At 60.9% G+C, this 16,731-nt stretch carries 18 protein-coding genes; 11 read left to right on the plus strand and 7 right to left on the minus strand.

Going from position 1 to position 16,731, the window contains the following annotated elements; translation table 11 throughout:
• Window positions 1-4 precede the first annotated feature (4 nt).
• The 7 genes from secF to ACN5AZ_RS00425 all read left to right on the plus strand — a co-directional run bounded on the left by secF (window position 5) and on the right by ACN5AZ_RS00425 (window position 4,150).
• Window positions 5-976: a protein translocase subunit SecF gene (secF, locus tag ACN5AZ_RS00395; protein ID WP_419426865.1), complete on the plus strand. Its 972-nt coding sequence runs from the start codon at window positions 5-7 to the stop codon at window positions 974-976.
• A 17-nt stretch (window positions 977-993) separates the two neighbouring features.
• Entirely contained in the window at window positions 994-1,347 is a 354-nt protein-coding gene (locus ACN5AZ_RS00400) for an Mth938-like domain-containing protein (RefSeq protein ID WP_419426866.1), read from the plus strand.
• 4 nt (window positions 1,348-1,351) lie between these two features.
• Window positions 1,352-1,960, plus strand: coding sequence for a heme ABC exporter ATP-binding protein CcmA (gene ccmA / locus ACN5AZ_RS00405; RefSeq protein WP_419426867.1), 609 nt, complete (start codon window positions 1,352-1,354; stop codon window positions 1,958-1,960).
• The gene (ccmB, locus tag ACN5AZ_RS00410) at window positions 1,957-2,613 is read left to right on the plus strand and encodes a heme exporter protein CcmB (protein ID WP_419426868.1); all 657 of its coding nucleotides are present in this window, start codon (window positions 1,957-1,959) and stop codon (window positions 2,611-2,613) included. Before ccmA ends, ccmB begins: the two co-directional genes overlap by 4 nt.
• A 100-nt stretch (window positions 2,614-2,713) precedes the next feature.
• Complete coding sequence (locus tag ACN5AZ_RS00415; RefSeq protein ID WP_419426869.1) at window positions 2,714-3,463, plus strand: heme ABC transporter permease; 750 nt, start codon at window positions 2,714-2,716, stop codon at window positions 3,461-3,463.
• Window positions 3,460-3,612, plus strand: coding sequence for a heme exporter protein CcmD (ccmD, locus tag ACN5AZ_RS00420; RefSeq protein ID WP_419426870.1), 153 nt, complete (start codon window positions 3,460-3,462; stop codon window positions 3,610-3,612). The genes ACN5AZ_RS00415 and ccmD overlap by 4 nt, the downstream gene beginning before the upstream one ends.
• The gene (locus ACN5AZ_RS00425) at window positions 3,605-4,150 is read left to right on the plus strand and encodes a DsbE family thiol:disulfide interchange protein (RefSeq protein ID WP_419426871.1); all 546 of its coding nucleotides are present in this window, start codon (window positions 3,605-3,607) and stop codon (window positions 4,148-4,150) included. The genes ccmD and ACN5AZ_RS00425 overlap by 8 nt, the downstream gene beginning before the upstream one ends.
• 46 nt (window positions 4,151-4,196) lie before the next feature.
• Here the strand turns inward: ACN5AZ_RS00425 and ACN5AZ_RS00430 are convergent, their stop codons facing one another.
• Both ACN5AZ_RS00430 and acnA read right to left on the minus strand, forming a co-directional pair.
• Window positions 4,197-4,355 carry a hypothetical protein gene (locus ACN5AZ_RS00430; RefSeq protein WP_419426872.1) on the minus strand — a complete coding sequence of 53 codons (159 nt, stop codon included), beginning with the start codon at window positions 4,353-4,355 and terminating at the stop codon, window positions 4,197-4,199.
• A gap of 287 nt (window positions 4,356-4,642) precedes the next feature.
• On the minus strand, window positions 4,643-7,432 hold the full coding sequence (gene acnA / locus ACN5AZ_RS00435) for an aconitate hydratase AcnA (protein WP_419426873.1): 2,790 nt from the start codon (window positions 7,430-7,432) through the stop codon (window positions 4,643-4,645).
• 226 nt (window positions 7,433-7,658) lie between these two features.
• Between acnA and ACN5AZ_RS00440 the strand changes: the two genes are divergently transcribed.
• The gene (locus ACN5AZ_RS00440; RefSeq protein ID WP_419426874.1) at window positions 7,659-8,375 is read left to right on the plus strand and encodes a DUF1223 domain-containing protein; all 717 of its coding nucleotides are present in this window, start codon (window positions 7,659-7,661) and stop codon (window positions 8,373-8,375) included.
• On the opposite strand, the gene ACN5AZ_RS00445 is transcribed toward ACN5AZ_RS00440, so the two are convergent.
• The gene (locus tag ACN5AZ_RS00445) at window positions 8,376-9,296 is read right to left on the minus strand and encodes a lysophospholipid acyltransferase family protein (RefSeq protein ID WP_419426875.1); all 921 of its coding nucleotides are present in this window, start codon (window positions 9,294-9,296) and stop codon (window positions 8,376-8,378) included. It abuts the gene before it with no gap.
• A gap of 110 nt (window positions 9,297-9,406) precedes the next feature.
• Window positions 9,407-10,459: a flagellar motor switch protein FliG gene (locus ACN5AZ_RS00450; protein WP_419426876.1), complete on the minus strand. Its 1,053-nt coding sequence runs from the start codon at window positions 10,457-10,459 to the stop codon at window positions 9,407-9,409.
• Window positions 10,460-10,647: 188 nt separating this feature from the next.
• On the opposite strand from ACN5AZ_RS00450, the gene ACN5AZ_RS00455 reads away from it, so the two are divergent.
• On the plus strand, window positions 10,648-11,247 hold the full coding sequence (locus tag ACN5AZ_RS00455; RefSeq protein ID WP_419426877.1) for a response regulator: 600 nt from the start codon (window positions 10,648-10,650) through the stop codon (window positions 11,245-11,247).
• A gap of 54 nt (window positions 11,248-11,301) precedes the next feature.
• Here ACN5AZ_RS00455 and purB read toward each other — a convergent pair whose 3' ends face one another.
• Entirely contained in the window at window positions 11,302-12,609 is a 1,308-nt protein-coding gene (purB, locus tag ACN5AZ_RS00460) for an adenylosuccinate lyase (protein ID WP_419426878.1), read from the minus strand.
• A 110-nt stretch (window positions 12,610-12,719) separates the two neighbouring features.
• Between purB and ACN5AZ_RS00465 the strand changes: the two genes are divergently transcribed.
• Window positions 12,720-13,115: a DUF6314 family protein gene (locus ACN5AZ_RS00465; protein ID WP_419426879.1), complete on the plus strand. Its 396-nt coding sequence runs from the start codon at window positions 12,720-12,722 to the stop codon at window positions 13,113-13,115.
• A 114-nt stretch (window positions 13,116-13,229) separates the two neighbouring features.
• Complete coding sequence (locus ACN5AZ_RS00470; protein ID WP_419426880.1) at window positions 13,230-14,525, plus strand: DUF3422 family protein; 1,296 nt, start codon at window positions 13,230-13,232, stop codon at window positions 14,523-14,525.
• A gap of 59 nt (window positions 14,526-14,584) precedes the next feature.
• On the opposite strand, the gene ACN5AZ_RS00475 is transcribed toward ACN5AZ_RS00470, so the two are convergent.
• Together ACN5AZ_RS00475 and ACN5AZ_RS00480 are read right to left on the minus strand one after the other, a co-directional pair.
• Window positions 14,585-15,598 (minus strand): ABC transporter permease, encoded by a 1,014-nt coding sequence (locus ACN5AZ_RS00475; RefSeq protein WP_419426881.1) that lies wholly within the window; start codon window positions 15,596-15,598, stop codon window positions 14,585-14,587.
• Window positions 15,591-16,700, minus strand: coding sequence for an ABC transporter permease (locus ACN5AZ_RS00480; protein ID WP_419426882.1), 1,110 nt, complete (start codon window positions 16,698-16,700; stop codon window positions 15,591-15,593). Before ACN5AZ_RS00480 ends, ACN5AZ_RS00475 begins: the two co-directional genes overlap by 8 nt.
• Window positions 16,701-16,731: the final 31 nt, after the last annotated feature.

Below are 16,731 nucleotides of genomic sequence, written 5' to 3' on the forward strand. Positions count from 1 at the left end.
TGATATGCGTTTGCGACTGGTAAAAGACGACCTGAACTGGGACTACTTCAAACGGTCCCGCCTGTGGCTTGGTATTTCGGCGGTCATGGCGGTCGTCGCCTTGGCCAGCTTCTTTGTCCAAGGGCTGAATTACGGCATCGATTTCCGAGGCGGCACAACGATCCGCACGGAAACGACCACACCGGTGGATGTGGGCGAATACCGCGACGCGCTTGACCAGATCGGTCTTGCGGATGTCGTGATCTCCGAAGTGTTCGACCCGACCTTCCGTGACGATCAATTCGTGGCCATGGTGCGCATCGGTGCCCAAGAGGGCGAAGAGGCGGTCAGCACAGATGTGATTGATCGCGCCGAGGCCGCGCTGGCCGAGGTCGCCCCCGATATCAAGTTCATCTCCGTTGAATCGGTAGGCCCCAAAGTGTCCGGTGAGCTGATCCAGACGGCGGCGCTGGCTGTGTCGCTCGCCATCGGTGCGGTGCTGATCTACATCTGGCTGCGCTTCGAATGGCAATTCGCGCTCGGCGCGGTTTTGGCGCTGGTGCATGACGTGGCCTTGACCATCGGCATCTTCTCCGAGCTGCAGATCAAGTTCGACCTTGCCATCATCGCGGCCTTGCTGACCATTGTGGGCTATTCGCTGAACGACACGGTGGTGGTGTTCGACCGTGTGCGCGAAAACCTCGTGCGGTTCAAATCCAAGGATCTGAAAGAGATCCTGAAGATGTCGATCAACGAGACGATGAGCCGGACAATCATGACATCGCTGACCACGCTGATCGCACTGATTGCGCTGTTTGCCTTGGGCGGTGACGTGATCCGCGGCTTTGTGTTTGCGATGATCTGGGGCGTTGTGGTCGGCACCTACTCGTCGATCTTCGTGGCCTCGGCGGTGCTGCTGCGCCTTGGGGTGAAACGCGACTGGTCGAAACCCACCGAAGGTGGCGCGGGCACGCAATTCGGTGATGTGGACGCCTGAACAGCGGAGGGTCTGATATGCGCCTGAACGAAGTGATCTTTACCGACGCCCGTCCCGTGGATGGCTACGGGCCGGGGTTCTTTCGGATCGCGGGCGAGGTGCATCAGGGCCCGATGCTGCTGTGGGACAAGGGCCGCGCCGATTGGGGCGGTCTGGAGGATCACGACAGCCTGCTGGGCTTTGTCGGGGTGGTTGATGTGCTGTTCGTCGGCACCGGCGCAGAGATTGCCTTTCTGCCTGCAGAGCTGCGCGAGAAGCTGGAACAGGCGGGGCTGGGGGTCGAGGTTATGAACTCCCCCTCCGCCTGCCGGACCTACAATGTGCTGATTTCCGAAGGGCGGCGCGTCGCGCTTGCCGTGTTGCCGGTATAACGCCGTGCTGCGCGTCCGGGATCTGACAGTGACGCGGGGCGGGCTGCCGGTGCTCGAGGGGCTGTCTTTCGATCTGGGCGAGGGGGCGGCGCTGGTGCTGCGCGGTCCCAACGGATCTGGCAAAACCACGTTGTTGCGCACCATAGCCGGATTGCAACCGGCGGCGTCGGGCGACATCGAGGGGGCAGGGGACCGCATCGCCTATGCCGCCCATGCCGACGGTTTGAAAACCATGCTGAGCGTCGAAGAGAACCTGCAGTTCTGGGCGTCGGTCTTTGGCACATCCGACATCGAGACGGCCATCCGCAGCTTTGATCTGTCCGGCTTGCGTGACCGTTTGGCGGGATCGCTGAGTGCGGGGCAGAAACGGCGGCTTGGGCTCGCGCGGTTGATGGTTACGGGGCGACCGGTCTGGGTGCTAGACGAGCCGACGGTGTCGCTGGATGCGGCGTCGGTGGCGTTGTTCGCGAAAGCTGTGCGCGGCCACCTGTCTGCGGGAGGGGCTGCCTTGATGGCCACCCATATCGATCTGGGGCTGGAGGCGGATGTGTTGGACGTGGCACCGTACAAAGCGCGCCCACGGGCGGCTGCGGATGACGAGGCTTTCCTGTGATCGCGTTGCTGATGCGGGATCTGCGGCTTGCGGTGCGCGCGGGCGGGGGCTTTGGCCTCGGGCTTGCGTTCTTTCTGATCGTGACGGTTCTGGTGCCTTTCGGGGTTGGCCCCGCGCCTGATTTGCTGGGTCGCATTGCGCCGGGTGTGCTGTGGATCGGTGCGTTGTTGGCCTGTTTGCTGTCGCTCGATCGCATCCTTGCGCTGGATTGGGAGGACGGCTCGCTTGATCTGTTGGCCACGGCCCCGCTGCCAATGGAGGGCATTGTCGCGGTCAAAGCCTTAGCGCATTGGATCACCACGGGACTGCCACTGGTGATGGTCGCGCCGGTGCTGGGGGTTTTGCTGAACCTGCCCATCGACGGGTTTTTGTGGATTTTTGTCAGCCTCGGTCTGGGCACGCCTGCCTTGTCGGTGATCGGCACCTTTGGGGCTGCGCTGACCGTGGGGCTGAAACGCGGGGGCATGCTGCTGAGCCTTCTGGTGCTGCCACTGTATGTGCCAACGTTGATTTTCGGTGCAGAGGTGGCCCGCCGCGGTGCCGAAGGGTTGGCGGTGTCCACGCCATTGGCCATGCTGGCGGGGATCAGTTTTGGCGTGATGGCTCTGCTGCCCTTTGCCAGCGCCGCCGTGCTGCGGATCAATTTACGTTGATCCGTGCTGGCCGTGGCCTTTGGGCGCGGCACGAAGTTATTGCCCGCCGCGCCGAATTGCGCTGTATGGGGCGCGAAACACGCAGGAAGGACCACCCGACATGGCGTCGATCTGGGAATATGCCAATCCGGTGAAATTCATTCGCACCGCCGACCGCCTGCTGCCGTGGGTGTCCGGCCTTGCGGCGCTGAGCCTAGGCATCGGGTTGGTGTGGGGATTTTTCTTTACGCCAGAGGACTTTCGGCAGGGATCCACGGTCAAGATCATCTACCTGCACGTGCCCGCAGCCCTGATGGCGATCAACGCGTGGCTGATGATGCTGGTGGCCTCATTGGTCTGGATCGTGCGGCGGCATCATGTCTCGGCGCTTGCGGCACGGGCCGCAGCCCCTGTGGGGGCCGTGTTCACCTTGATCGCTTTGGTGACCGGCGCGTTCTGGGGGCAGCCCATGTGGGGGACGTGGTGGGCGTGGGACCCGCGGCTGACGTCCTTTCTGATCCTGTTTTTGTTCTATCTCGGCTACATGGCCCTGTGGGAGGCGATCGAGACCGATGACACCGCGGCTGACCTGACCTCTATCCTGTGTCTGGTGGGATCGGTGTTTGCGGTGCTGTCGCGCTATGCGGTGAATTTCTGGAATCAGGGTCTGCATCAGGGGGCGTCTGTCATGCGGGCGGGCGCTTTGGCGGGCGATACGGAAGAACGGGTATCAAATGTTTTCGCCGTGCCGCTGTTCATCTGCATGGCGGGCTTTGCGCTGTTGTTCGTGGCGCTGGTTCTGCTGCGCACACAAACGGAGATTCGCGCCCGCCGGACAAGGGCGCTTGTGGCAAGGGAGCGGATGGCATGATGCCCGATCTTGGGAAATACGCCTTTGAGGTTCTGATGTCTTATGCGGTCTCTTTGGGACTGCTGGTGGTGTTCATTGCGGTCTCGCTGCGCCGCGCGGCACAGGTGCGCCGTGCGCTGCAAAAGGTGGAGGAGCGCAAGAATGGCTAAGGTGTCGCCGCTGATGATCCTGCCGCCTGCGATCTTTGCAGCCTTCGGCGCGCTGGCCTATTTCGGCCTGGGGCGCGAGGGGGCGGATGATCTGGAGAGCATGTTCACCGGCCAACCCGCGCCGCCCATGACCGAGACCGCGCTGGACGGCTATCCCCCGATCACGCCCGAGGTGCTGGCCGCAGGCGAGGTAACAATCGTGAATTTCTGGGCCTCGTGGTGTCCGCCCTGTCGGGTGGAACATCCGCGCCTGTTGGAAATGCAGGCCGAGGGGCTGCATGTCGTCGGGGTGAATTTCAAGGATATCGAAAAGAACGCGCGCGCCTATCTGGCAGAGGATGGCAACCCCTTTGCAGCGGTTGCCTTTGATCCGGCGGGGCGTTCGGCGATCGAATGGGGAGTCACCGGCCCGCCGGAGACGTTCATTCTGGATGGCGATGGGACGGTTTTGTTCAAGTTCGTAGGCCCGCTGGTGGGCTCTGACTATGAACAACGGTTTGTGCCCGCGCTGGAGGCCGCATTGGCCGCTCAGGAATAACCTGCCTATACAGAAATCCGGCCCCGTGATCGGGGCCGTTTTCGCCTTAGAGATCGCAGACCGTCTCGACCATGCTTTGTGGGCAATGAACCGTGGGCTGGGTCGTGGTCGTGCTGGCGTAGGCGCCAAACACTGCCAAAAGCAAAAGAACACCTGCCTGGATAACTGTAATAACCTTCATGCTTGCCTCGCTATGCTGGGCCATTCTTGGCCTCTGTAAAAAATAAATGGGGCCTGTCGCGGGCAAATGACAGGGGAACCGTCAGGAAATGATCCCCATTGAAATCGAATACGTCCAAAATTGCGCAAAACAGCGCCGCAGCTTGCCGAAATGGGCGATCTGCTGCCAACGGCTGGTTTGCCGCTTCACAATAACTTTGACAGAAGGCCTTGGCAGGTCTGGAATGCCTGACCCGGAATCAAAAAGACGCCCCTTGTGAGGGGCGCCTTTTGGCGGGTCGGGGCAATAGCCCCGACCTACGGGATGCCGACTCATTCGGCCGCAATGGCCGGATCCTGTGCGAGGTTGCGCAGCACGTAATGCAGCACGCCACCGTGTTCGACGTATTCCACCTCGATCGCCGTATCGATGCGGCATTTCAGGGTGATGTCCTTGGTGCTGCCATCGGCGTAGGTGATGGTGCAGGGGGTGTCCTGCGCCGGTTTCACATCGTCGAGGCCCTTGATGTCCACCGTCTCTGCCCCTGTGAGGTTCAGAGATTTGCGGGTGTCACCGCCGGTGAATTCGAACGGGATCACGCCCATGCCCACAAGGTTGGAGCGGTGGATACGCTCGAAGCTTTCGGCGATCACCGCTTTGACGCCCAGCAATGCGGTGCCTTTCGCCGCCCAGTCCCGCGACGAGCCCGCGCCATACTGTTCGCCACCAAAGATCACCAGCGGCGTGCCCTGTTCCTGATAGGCCATGGCAGCGTCATAGATCGACATCTGTTCGCCATCGGGGCCTTTGGTGTAGCCGCCTTCGACGCCGTCGAGCATCTCGTTCTTGATACGGATATTGGCGAAGGTGCCACGCATCATCACCTCGTGGTTGCCACGACGCGACCCGTATGAGTTGAACTCGCGCAGGGGCACCTGACGTTCTGTCAGGTAGATGCCTGCGGGGGTGGTTTCCTTGAACGAACCCGCGGGCGAGATGTGGTCCGTGGTGATCATATCCCCCAGCATGGCCAGAACGCGCGCGCCCTCGACGTTGGTGATGGCGCCTTTGTCCTTGCCCATGCCTTGGAAATAGGGCGGGTTCTGGATGTAGGTCGATGTGGACGGCCAGTCATAGGTCTCCTGTTGCGGGACCTCGACGCCCTGCCATTTGTCATCGCCTTTGAACACATCGGCATATTTGGACTGGAACGCCTCGCGGGTGACGGTCTGTTCGACCAGCTCCGCGATTTCGGCCTGCGACGGCCAGATGTCCTTGAGGTAGACGTCGTTGCCGTCCTTGTCTTGGCCCAGCGGGTCCTTGGTGATGTCGACATTCATGTCACCCACCAGCGCATAGGCCACGACCAGCGGCGGCGAAGCCAGATAGTTGGCGCGCACATCCGGGGAAATCCGGCCTTCAAAGTTGCGGTTGCCCGACAGAACAGAGGTGCCGATCAGGTCGTATTTGTTGATCGCCTTGGAAATCGGCGCGTCCAGCGGGCCGGAGTTGCCGATACAGGTGGTGCAGCCATAGCCCACAAGGTTGAAGCCGATCTTGTCGAGGTCTTCCTGCAGGCCTGCGGCCTCCAGATAGGCGGAGACGACCTGCGATCCCGGTGCGAGCGAGGTTTTCACCCAGGGTTTGCGGTTCAGCCCCAGTGCCGCCGCTTTGCGCGCCACCAGACCCGCGCCGATCATGACGTAGGGGTTCGATGTGTTGGTGCAGGAGGTGATCGAGGCGATCACAATGGACCCGTCATGAAGTTGATAGTGGCCATCATCGGTTTCCACATAGCCACGTTTGTGGTTGCCCTCGTCGCCGGGGATCTCGCGCGGTTCCGGCGCGCCGCCTTCGCCCTCCCAGCGGACCTCTTCCTTGGCGGTGCCATCCTGACCCTCGCGCACGCCCTTGACGTATTCGGCAAAGGTCTTGGCCGCCTTGTCCAGCGCGATGTAATCCTGCGGGCGCTTCGGGCCGGAAATGGCGGGCACAATCGTCCCCATGTCCAGCGACAGCGTGTCGGTATAGATGGGCGCGTAGTTTTCGTCGCGCCACATGCCGTTGGCCTTGGCGTAGGCCTCGACCAGCGCGATGCGGTCCTCGTCGCGGCCTGTGTTGCGCAGGTAGCGCAGGGTTTCATTGTCGATCGGGAAGAAGCCACAGGTCGCGCCGTATTCAGGTGCCATGTTGGCAATGGTCGCGCGATCGGCCAGCGGCAGGTTGTCCAGCCCGTCGCCGTAGAATTCGACGAACTTGCTGACCACCCCCTTGGCGCGCAGCATTTCCACCACCTTGAGCACCAGATCCGTGCCGGTTGTGCCTTCGACCATCTTGCCGGTCAGCTCGAAGCCGATGACTTCGGGGATCAGCATGGAGATCGGCTGGCCCAGCATGGCGGCCTCGGCCTCGATCCCGCCGACACCCCAGCCCAGAACAGCCGCGCCGTTGACCATGGTGGTGTGGCTGTCGGTGCCCGCCAGCGTATCGGGGTAGGCCACCTGTTCGCCATTCTGGTCCGCATCGGTCCAGACGGTCTGGCTGAGGTATTCCAGGTTCACCTGATGGCAGATGCCCGTGCCTGGAGGCACAACGCGGAAATTGTTGAACGCGGTCTGGCCCCATTTCAGGAAGGTATAGCGTTCCATGTTGCGTTCATATTCGCGATCCACGTTCATTTGGAACGCGCGCGGATTGCCGAATTCGTCGATCATGACAGAGTGGTCAATGACCAGATCCACAGGGTTGAGCGGGTTGATCTTTTGCGCGTCCCCGCCCAGAGCCTTGATCCCGTCGCGCATGGCCGCGAGGTCGACGACCGCCGGAACGCCGGTGAAATCCTGCATCAGCACGCGGGCAGGGCGGTAGGCCAGCTCGCGGTTGCCCTTGCCACCGTTGTTGGCCCAATCGGAGAACGCCTTGATATCGTCCAGCGTGACGGTTTTGCCGTCCTCGAAACGGAGCATGTTCTCCAGCACCACCTTCAATGCGGCGGGCAGCTTGGTGAAATCACCAAGCCCGGCCTCTGCTGCGGCGGGGATGGAATAGTAAGCGACCGACTGGTCACCGACCGTCAGCGTCTTGCGCGTTTTGGCGCTGTCATGTCCGACTGTAATGGTCATTTGGATGCCTCCGATAAAGCCACGGATCTGGGTGTCTCAGCCTAAGTCGTGACGCATCGCGTGGTGCGACTCAAGCTTTGTGTTAGATTTGGTATGCAACGGTATGCAGTCAAGGGCGGGCCTGCCGTTTCCTCTTTGTCACATCCTCTCTCAAATGATTGATTGGTTTGTGCTCTCTGCAAGAGATAGATGCTAAAGCAACGAGACAAGTGCGAGACGGAATCTTATGCGTGGAATTCTGACATACGGGGCAGCGGTCTGGATGGGGCTTGGCGTAGCCTTGGCGGGCGCAGCGCCTGCAGCCGCCGACGACACCAACCCTGTGGTGGTGGAATTGTTTACCTCGCAAGGGTGCTCGAGCTGTCCCCCGGCGGACAAGTTCCTCGCCGAACTGGGGGAGCGTCATGACGTCATCGCCTTGGCGTATCACGTGGATTACTGGGATTATATCGGGTGGAAAGACCGTTTCGCCTCGCCCGAATTCACCCGCCGTCAAAAGGGCTATGCCCGTGCCCGCGGGTGGAAGATGGTTTACACGCCGCAGATGGTGGTGAACGGCTACGAAGATGTCGTGGGATCGCGCACCGAAGAGGTTGAGGCCCTGATCGATCGCCATCAGGACCAGACTGGCCCTGCGAAACTGATGGTGGAGCGGCGCGGCGATAAGGTTGTGATCCGTGCGCAGGGCGATGCCGATGGCCAGCCTTGCGACATTCACGTCATTCGCTACAATCCCGCGGAAGAGGTGTACATCAAGCGCGGTGAAAACGCGGGCCGTACCATGAATTACACCCACATCGTGCGCGAATGGGATGTTGCGGCGCGTTGGAATGGGCGCGGTGATTTCGAAACCGAAGTTTCCGTGGCGGCGAACGAACCCGTCGTGGTTCTGCTTCAGGCGCCTAAATCGGGTCCGATCCTTGCGGCTGCACAGATCGATTAATCACTTCTGATCAGCGGCTTGCGCGGCTTTTCTCATGCGTTTGGCGACGCGTTTCGGCTTCCATCGGCGATGTGACCACATCCACTGACCCGGATCGGCTTCAATGCGTGCCTCCAGACGTTTGGTGACTTCGGTCATCATGGTGACGGGATCGCTATGGGGGACCGGTTCCTCGATGATGGCGTCAAAACCGTAGCGGTCAGACCGGCGTACACCAAAATACGGCAGCAGGATCGCCTTGGTCTTCAGCGCAATATCGGCGGGAGAGGTGGCGGTGGGCGCAGGGTGTCCCAGAAAATCGATCATTGCACCGGACGATTCGAACACGTCAAAGGCCATCGCGGCGATCCCGCCTTCGCGGATATGTTTGACGAGACCGATGGTGCCGCGCCGCCCCTGTTCGAACACCGGTTCGCCGACTTCACGATAGTTCCGGATGTAGCGCGCATTCATAAAAGCATTGGACATTGGGCGCAGCAGCCCTGCCACGGTATAGCCGCGGGCGACCAGAGCGGCGCGGGCGCAGATGGGACTGCCGTAGTGGCCGGTGATCAGAATGACAGGGGTGCCGTCCGCTTTTGCCTGCTCAAGGATCGGCAGACCCGGCCCGCTCACCGGAAACGCCGCGCCACGTTTGAGCATCTCGGAAGGGTAGTAGTTTTCGATCAGCGCCCGCGCGAGATTGTCGATGGATTTCTCGGCGATTTCCGATTTTCGCGCAGCAGACAGGTCTGGCCAGACGAGGTCAAGATTGGCTGCGATGCGATCAAACCAGCCGAGGCGCGGCGCTATCATACGCCGCACCAGCCAACTGGTCAGCGCCAGGCGTTGGCGCACCGGCAACAGGTGACCCACTGCGATATAGCTGTTCAGAGCGATATGCGCCGCGCGTTCCATCCGGGTGCCGGACAGCGCGGTCATAGGTGTGGGCTGATCTGCCAAACGGTTGATCCACTGCGTTGTTTGACCGTGGTTCTACGCCGCCGCCCCCAAAGCGGCAAGGGGGCGAGCGGATAGGCGCGCGCGAACATTTATTCGTCGGCGTCGGGATCCAGCAGTTCGATTTCCCCGACGGAGACAAGATCACGGATCGCGGAAACCACCGCGCCCATCGCCTTCTCCCCGACCTTCGGTTTGACTGTGCCTTTGCCGTCTGCTTCCTCACGAATGCTTTCGGCCATGCGTTTCGACATGTTCGCCAGTAGAAACTCGGCGGATTTACTGTCTTCTTCGGATGTGGCACCGGCAATGGCCGTCGCAAGAACGTCTGGCGGCACGTCGCGCGTGATCTTGGGAACGTCAATTGCGTTCAGCCGTTCGGGAATGTTGGCAAAGGTAAAGATCGCCTTGCGTACGGCATTGGCAAATTCTTCATCCTCCTCTTCAAGCTGCTGGAGCAATTCGTCCCTCACGGCAGCGTTGGAATAGTTCAGAATTGCGCCAAGCCGTTCGTCGGGGCGTTTGGCAAAGGCTTTTTCTGGCTCCGCATCAATCTGCGCCGCAAGGGCGAGGCCGATTCGATCCACTGCGTCGGGTGTCACGCCGGTCGTCATGGACACCGCGTAGGAGATGCGCCGCGCCTTGTCGCCGGGCAGTTTTGCGAGCACCTGAGCGGCCTTGCCCACGTCAATTTTTGACATCATGACGGCGGCGACTTCGGTGCTCTCCGACATCACCAGTTCTTCAAGCCGTTCGGGCGGCAGGGCGTTGATCCTGTCCCATGGGTCGCCGGTTTGGCGCACGCCTGATTCCTTGCGCAGGCGCGAGGCCGTGCGTGGATTGATCCGCCCGTCCAATGCGGTTAATGCGCCGGCCATATCTCCGGGAAAGGAGAGGCCAACAGCCTCCAGCTCGTCGGCAAATTCGTTCACCACCTGATTGAGCGTTTCACGATCAATGTAGCGCATATTCCCCAACAGAAATGTCAGCTCTTCCTGCAGGTCGTCAGGCAGCGATGATAGCGGCACATCGGACCCTTCGTTCAGCAAGAACTGAACGATAATCGCGGCCTTCGCCTTGCGTGACAGGCCAGGCGATCCGTGCCCCATCGGATCTGGAAGGGCGGCTAAAGCCAAGGATGACATGAAATATCTCCGAAGTCTGATGCCACTGTAACTAGCGATACAAGGTTGCTGGCGTGTTAAGCGCAGCGGGGGCGGGGCCGTGATAATTTACGTAGAATTCAATCTATTACCCTTGGCGCGTTAGGACAGTCTTCATTCTTCACGAGGCAACCTGAAAGTGGTGAAGTGGTTCAGCAAGAGGGGGTGAGATGCAGACAAACGACTGGCGCGGGCCAAACAGTTACCTTGTCGTCGAAGATGACACCTTTGATCGCAATCTGATGCGTCGCTGCATCGGGCGCGATCGCCCGGATCTGGATCTGTTCGAGGTCTCGACCTTGGGATCAGCGCGTCGTTTTCTGGAACAGTCACGCCCGGACATGATCGTGCTGGATCACTTTCTTCCCGATGGGGAGGGGGCGTCTTTTGCGCGTGAATTGCAGTCTCATGGCACTTGGTCGGACACGCTGATCTGTGTCGTCACAAGCGCGGACCCCAGTACACTGGATACCGCCCATGTGCCGGTGATTGCGAAACACGACCTGACGCCGCAAAGCCTATGGGCCTTGGTGGATGTGTTTCTGGCGGAGCGCAATTTTGATCCCGATACTGACGTCGGGCGCGCGATCAGCGATTTCGGGGATACGGTTCAGGCGGGGTTGGCGAGCAATGTATCGCGTATGCTGCGCACACTTAGACGCGCACGCGCCACCGCACGGCGCAGCATACCGCGCGCTGCGATGAACGATCTGGACGCTTTGGAGGATATGTTGATGACGCTGTCCGAGACGGTGGATCGTCGGCATTGACAGACCGCAGAGGGCAGCCGCCCACATAGATGGCGGGCGGCTGACGCTTAAGACTTAGCCTTCGTGGAACACACGGGCAAAGATCGTATCGACGTGTTTGGTATGATAGCCAAGGTCGAACTTCTCGTTGATCTCATCCTCGGAGAGCGCGGCGCGCACTTCGTCATCGGCCAACAGCTCTTCGCGGAAATCCGTGCGGTGATCCCAGACCTTCATCGCGTTGCGCTGCACCAGACGGTAGGCATCCTCGCGCGAAACACCCGCTTGGGTCAGGGCCAGAAGAACGCGCTGCGACATGACCAGCCCGGGGAATTTGTTCATGTTGTCCAGCATGTTCTGCGGATAGACCAACAGTTTGTCGATAACCGAGGTCAGGCGCGCCAATGCGAAATCCAAGGTGATCGTGGTGTCGGGGCCGATGTTACGTTCGACCGAGGAATGCGAAATATCGCGCTCGTGCCACAGCGCCACGTTTTCCATCGCGGGGATCACAGCCATCCGCACAAGGCGTGCAAGACCGGTCAGGTTTTCGGTCAGAACGGGGTTCTTCTTGTGCGGCATCGCCGAAGACCCTTTTTGACCCATCGAGAAAAATTCCGCCGCTTCAAGGACTTCGGTCCGCTGCATGTGACGGATCTCAACGGCGATGTTCTCGATAGAGGAGGCGATCACACCCAGCGTGGCAAAGAATGCCGCATGACGGTCGCGCGGAATAACTTGTGTGCTGATCGGTTCGGGCACAAGGCCAAGCTGGTCACAGACGTGTTCCTCGACCGCCGGGTCGATATTGGCAAAGGTGCCCACCGCGCCAGAGATCGCGCCGGTGGCGATTTCAGCGCGTGCGTCGCGCATCCGCGACAGGTTGCGATCCATTTCAGCGTAGAAGCGGGCAAAGGTCAGGCCCATCGTTGTGGGTTCCGCGTGAATGCCGTGGGAGCGGCCAATGCGGATCGTGTCCTTGTGTTCGTAGGCGCGGCGCTTCAGCGCGGCCAACAGTCCTTCGATGTCTGCGATCAGGATGTCGGCGGCACGCACGAGCTGCACGTTGAAACAGGTGTCCAGCACGTCCGAGGATGTCATGCCCTGATGGACAAAGCGCGCCTCGTCACTGCCGACGTGTTCGGCCAGATGGGTCAGGAAGGCGATCACGTCATGTTTGGTTTCGCGCTCGATCTCGTCGATGCGGTCGATGTCGAATTCCACATCCTTGGCTTTCCAGACGGCGTCGGCGTTCTCTTGCGGAATGACCCCCAGTTTGGCCTGCGCGTCGCAGGCGTGGGCTTCGATCTCGTACCAGATGCGGAACTTGGTCTCGGGTGACCAGATGGCAACCATGTCGGGACGGGAATAACGGGGAATCATTGCAAGGTCTCCTGCGCGCGTTCGGGTTTGCTGCCGTGTAAGCGCATGGGCGCCTTTCCTCAAGGGTAAGGCCGCTGGCGCGGCATTTGACGCAATGATATGGGGCAGGAATGGAACGCAATTTGACCGATTTTCTGGGCTTTTGGCAGATTTCGCGCGAGATCGCGCAGGCCGATGGGACCCGCGCGCTGTTCACGGGCCACGGCACTTGGACGCAGCGCCCCGACGGTGGGGCGGATTATGCCGAGACCGGCCAGTTGGAGATGGGGGGCGGGCGGTTCACAGCCGAGCGGCGCTATCACTGGACGCCGGGACTGGATGTCTACTTTGACGACGGGCGTTTCTTTCACCGCGTTCCGGCAGGCGGGGGCGCGACGGGGCATTGGTGTGATCCCGACCAATACGATGTGCGCTATGATTTCGCGGACTGGCCAGCGTGGACGGTGGTCTGGCAAGTGCACGGCCCGCGTAAGGATTATACCATGACAAGCCGCTACACGCGGTAGTCGGTATACCAATGTATTCCGTTAAGCTATTGAGTTTACGGGAAATAATGATTTACAGGGTGTATTATCGCGGGCAGGAATGGGGGTAACCTTACGTCAGCGAAAGACCCTGCCATGCCCGCGCTTCAAGACCATCCGCTTCGCTATGCCTTGGCCAATGAGTTGCACGCGCGGCCGTTTCCGTCTTTGCGACCGCCATGTCGGGCGGTGTTTCTGGCCATCAAACCATCCAAAAATGCGGCGACGCGGGACAAACAGGCAGATCTGGATCACCTTAAGGCGCTGCTAGACCGGCATGGCGCGCAGCATCCACAGCCCGACGCCACCCATTTCAGCGCCGATCTGGGCAAGCTGGTTCTGAAATGGGAGCAGCATACGGAATTTGTGACCTACACGATGTTCCTGCCGGGCTTGGGGGACCGCCCTTATGATCCCACCGATTTCGAGGTCTTTCCGCAGGACTGGCTGGCGCAGGCGCCCGGCGTGCGGGTGACGTCGGCCATGATACGGGTCGAGGCGCGCCACCAGAACGATGCGATCCGCACGCGGCTGGACGACTGGATGGTGCCTGAAAGCATCGCCGTCTCCGAGGTTCTGGACCAAGATGCGGTCATCGCGGGTGATTTCCGTATCGACAGCAATGGGCATCAACGCTTTGCAGTATTTGCCAAGCCGGATGTGGGCAGCCGCAGGGTCGGACGCATCGTGCAGCGCCTGTGCGAGATCGAGACCTACAAGGCCATGTCCATGTTGGGGTTCAGCCGGATGCGAGCGCTTGGGCCGCAACTGTCTGACATTGACGCAAAGCTGAGCGATCTGATGCAGGCCATGGCCAATGACGACGGCTCCGATCAGGAAGAACGCACCCTGAAGCAGCTTTTGACCACCAGTGCAGAGCTTGAAAACATCTCGGCGCAGGTGTCTTTCCGGCTCGGCGCGACGGGGGCTTATGAGGCCATCGTCATGCAGCGGATCGAGGTACTGCGCGAGGAACGGTTCGAGGGGCGGCAAACCTTTGGCGAGTTCATGATGCGGCGCTACGATCCGGCCATGCGCACGGTCAAATCCGCCAAAGCGCGGCTGGATAGCATGACCGCCCGTGCGGCGCGCGCCGCCGATCTGCTGCGCACCCGGGTCGAGGTGGGGCGCTCCGCGCATAACCAGAAACTTTTGCGCAGCATGGATCACCGGGCGGAGCTGCAGTTGCGATTGCAACACACGGTCGAGGGGCTGTCTGTGGTAGCGATCAGCTACTATGCGGTCAGTCTGGTGGGCTACGCGCTGTATCCGCTGGCGGGCGCCACCGGTCTGTCCAAGGGGATGTTGATGGCTTTGGCCACGGGGCCCGTTGTTCTGTTGGTTTGGCTGATGATCCGTCGCATCCGCCGGCATTCGGAACAGGAACATTGAGGGCAAAGAAAAACGGGCCGCACTGGATGCGGCCCGCTGATATTGGTTTGGTTATGGGATCAGCGCCCGCGAATGCGCGGGTCAAGCGCATCGCGCAAGCCGTCACCAAGGTAGTTCACCGACAGAACCGTCATCGAGATCGCGATGCCCGGCAGCATGACGCGCTCGGGGAAACGTTCCATGCGCTGCACCGCGTCGGCCAGCATCTTGCCCCAAGTGGGGAAGTCCGACGGGAAACCCACACCCAGAAAGCTCAGCGCGCTTTCGGTGATGATCGCCGTGGCCAGACCCAGCGCGGCAGAGACCATGATGGGCGACAGAACGTTGGGCAGGATATGCCGACGGATCAGCTTGCCCGGGGTGGAGCCGATGGAGCGCGCCGCAAGCACGAACTCGCGTTCCTTGATGGCCAGCACGTCACCACGCACGATGCGCGCGGTCGGCATCCAAGAGGTGATCGCAACGATGGTCACGATCAGGATGAACATGCCGCCTTCGGGTCCGAAACTGGCGCGCAAGGGTTGGCGGAACAGTGTCACCGCCAACAGCAACAGCGGCAGGATCGGCAGGGCAAGGAACAGATCGGTCAGGCGCATCAGCACCCCGTCGAGCCGTTTGAAGAACCCGGCGAGAACCCCCACTGCCGTCCCGATCAGCACGGACAGCAACATCGCGGCCCAGCCCACGGCCATCGACGCGCGTCCCCCCGCCAGCATCTGCGCGAGGTTGTCACGCCCCAACTGGTCCGAGCCGAGCGGTTTGTGCCAGCCGGTCTTGGCCGAACTGTCCCACAGCGCGGTGTAGATCGGGCGGAAGTCCTTGTTGCGGATGTCGAGCTTTTGCGGATCGACGGTGTAGATATACGGGCCGACCAGCACGGCCAGCGTGATGAAGATCAGAAACCCAAGGCCGAACATCGCGCCTTTGTGCTTGCGGAACTGTTCCCAGATGTCGCGCCCGCGCGTGGTCGGCGGGGCGGTGGGGCCTTTGTCCTGCAATGCCTCGATGGCTGTGGGGGCCTCTACATCCGCCGTTTCGGCGAGGATCACGTCGTTTTGTGGGCTGTCAGTCATAGCGGATCCGCGGGTCGAGAAGGCCGTAAAGCACATCGGCGATCAGGTTGAACAGCACGATAAGCACGGCAAAAATAAAGGTCAGGGTCATGACCATCGGAAGGTCGTTGGCAAACAGGGCCGTGAGCAGAAGCTGCCCGATGCCGTTCACCTTGAACACGCTTTCGGTGATGATGGCGCCGCCGAAAATCGCCGGGATGCCCAGTGCGATCACGGTGACCACGGGGATCATCGAATTGCGCAGCACGTGCACGTTGACCACGATGGCCTCGGACAGGCCTTTGGCACGGGCGGTGCGCACGTAATCCTGCCCCAGATTGTCCAGCATCGAGGCGCGCATATAACGTGACAGCTGTGCGGTGATTTGCAGCGCCAGCACCATCACCGGCATGATCATCTGCTGAAGCTGGAACTTGAACGAGGCCCAATCCGTCACCTGATGGGTGGTGTCATAGATCGACGGGAACCACCCCAGCTGCACCGAGAAGATCACGATCAGCAGCGGGCCGGTAAAGAACGGCGGGATCGAAAAGCCGATCATCGTCACGAACGTACCGGCCTGATCAAAGACCGAATACTGTTTGTAGGCGGAATAGACGCCAATCGGCAGGGCGATCAGGATCGCCACGATATAGGCCACGCCTACGACCCACAGGGTCTGCGGGATACGCTGTAGGATGATGTCCATCACAGGCGAGCGGGTCTGCCAAGAGATCACGCGCTGGTCCTGAACCAGAACCTGGGTGACGCCGTCGACCTCGCGCAGGCGACCTGCCTCGGACAGGGTGGCGCGCAGGCTGTCGCTCAGCGCCTCTGTCGGGGTGTCCCAGTGCCACGCGAAATGCGTGCCAAACAGATGGTCGATCAGGACCTGCGGTTCGATCCAGAAGATCTGGACCAGCCATTTCCAGTATTGCACCAGCGGCGGGGCCCCAAGACCCAGCGCCTCGCGCATCTTTTGTTTGACCTCGTCGGGCACGGTCAGCGGGACCTGTGCCATGGGGTCGCCGGGGGCGAGTTGCAGCAACATGAAAATGACGAAGCTGATGAAGAGCAGCGTCGGGATCGCTAGGATCAACCGGCGCGTGGCGTAGGTAAGCATGTCGCGTGTCTGCCCCGTTCCTGTCGTTTGA

The organism is Sagittula sp. SSi028, assembly GCF_048553715.1.
Taxonomy (GTDB): Bacteria; Pseudomonadota; Alphaproteobacteria; order Rhodobacterales; family Rhodobacteraceae; genus Sagittula.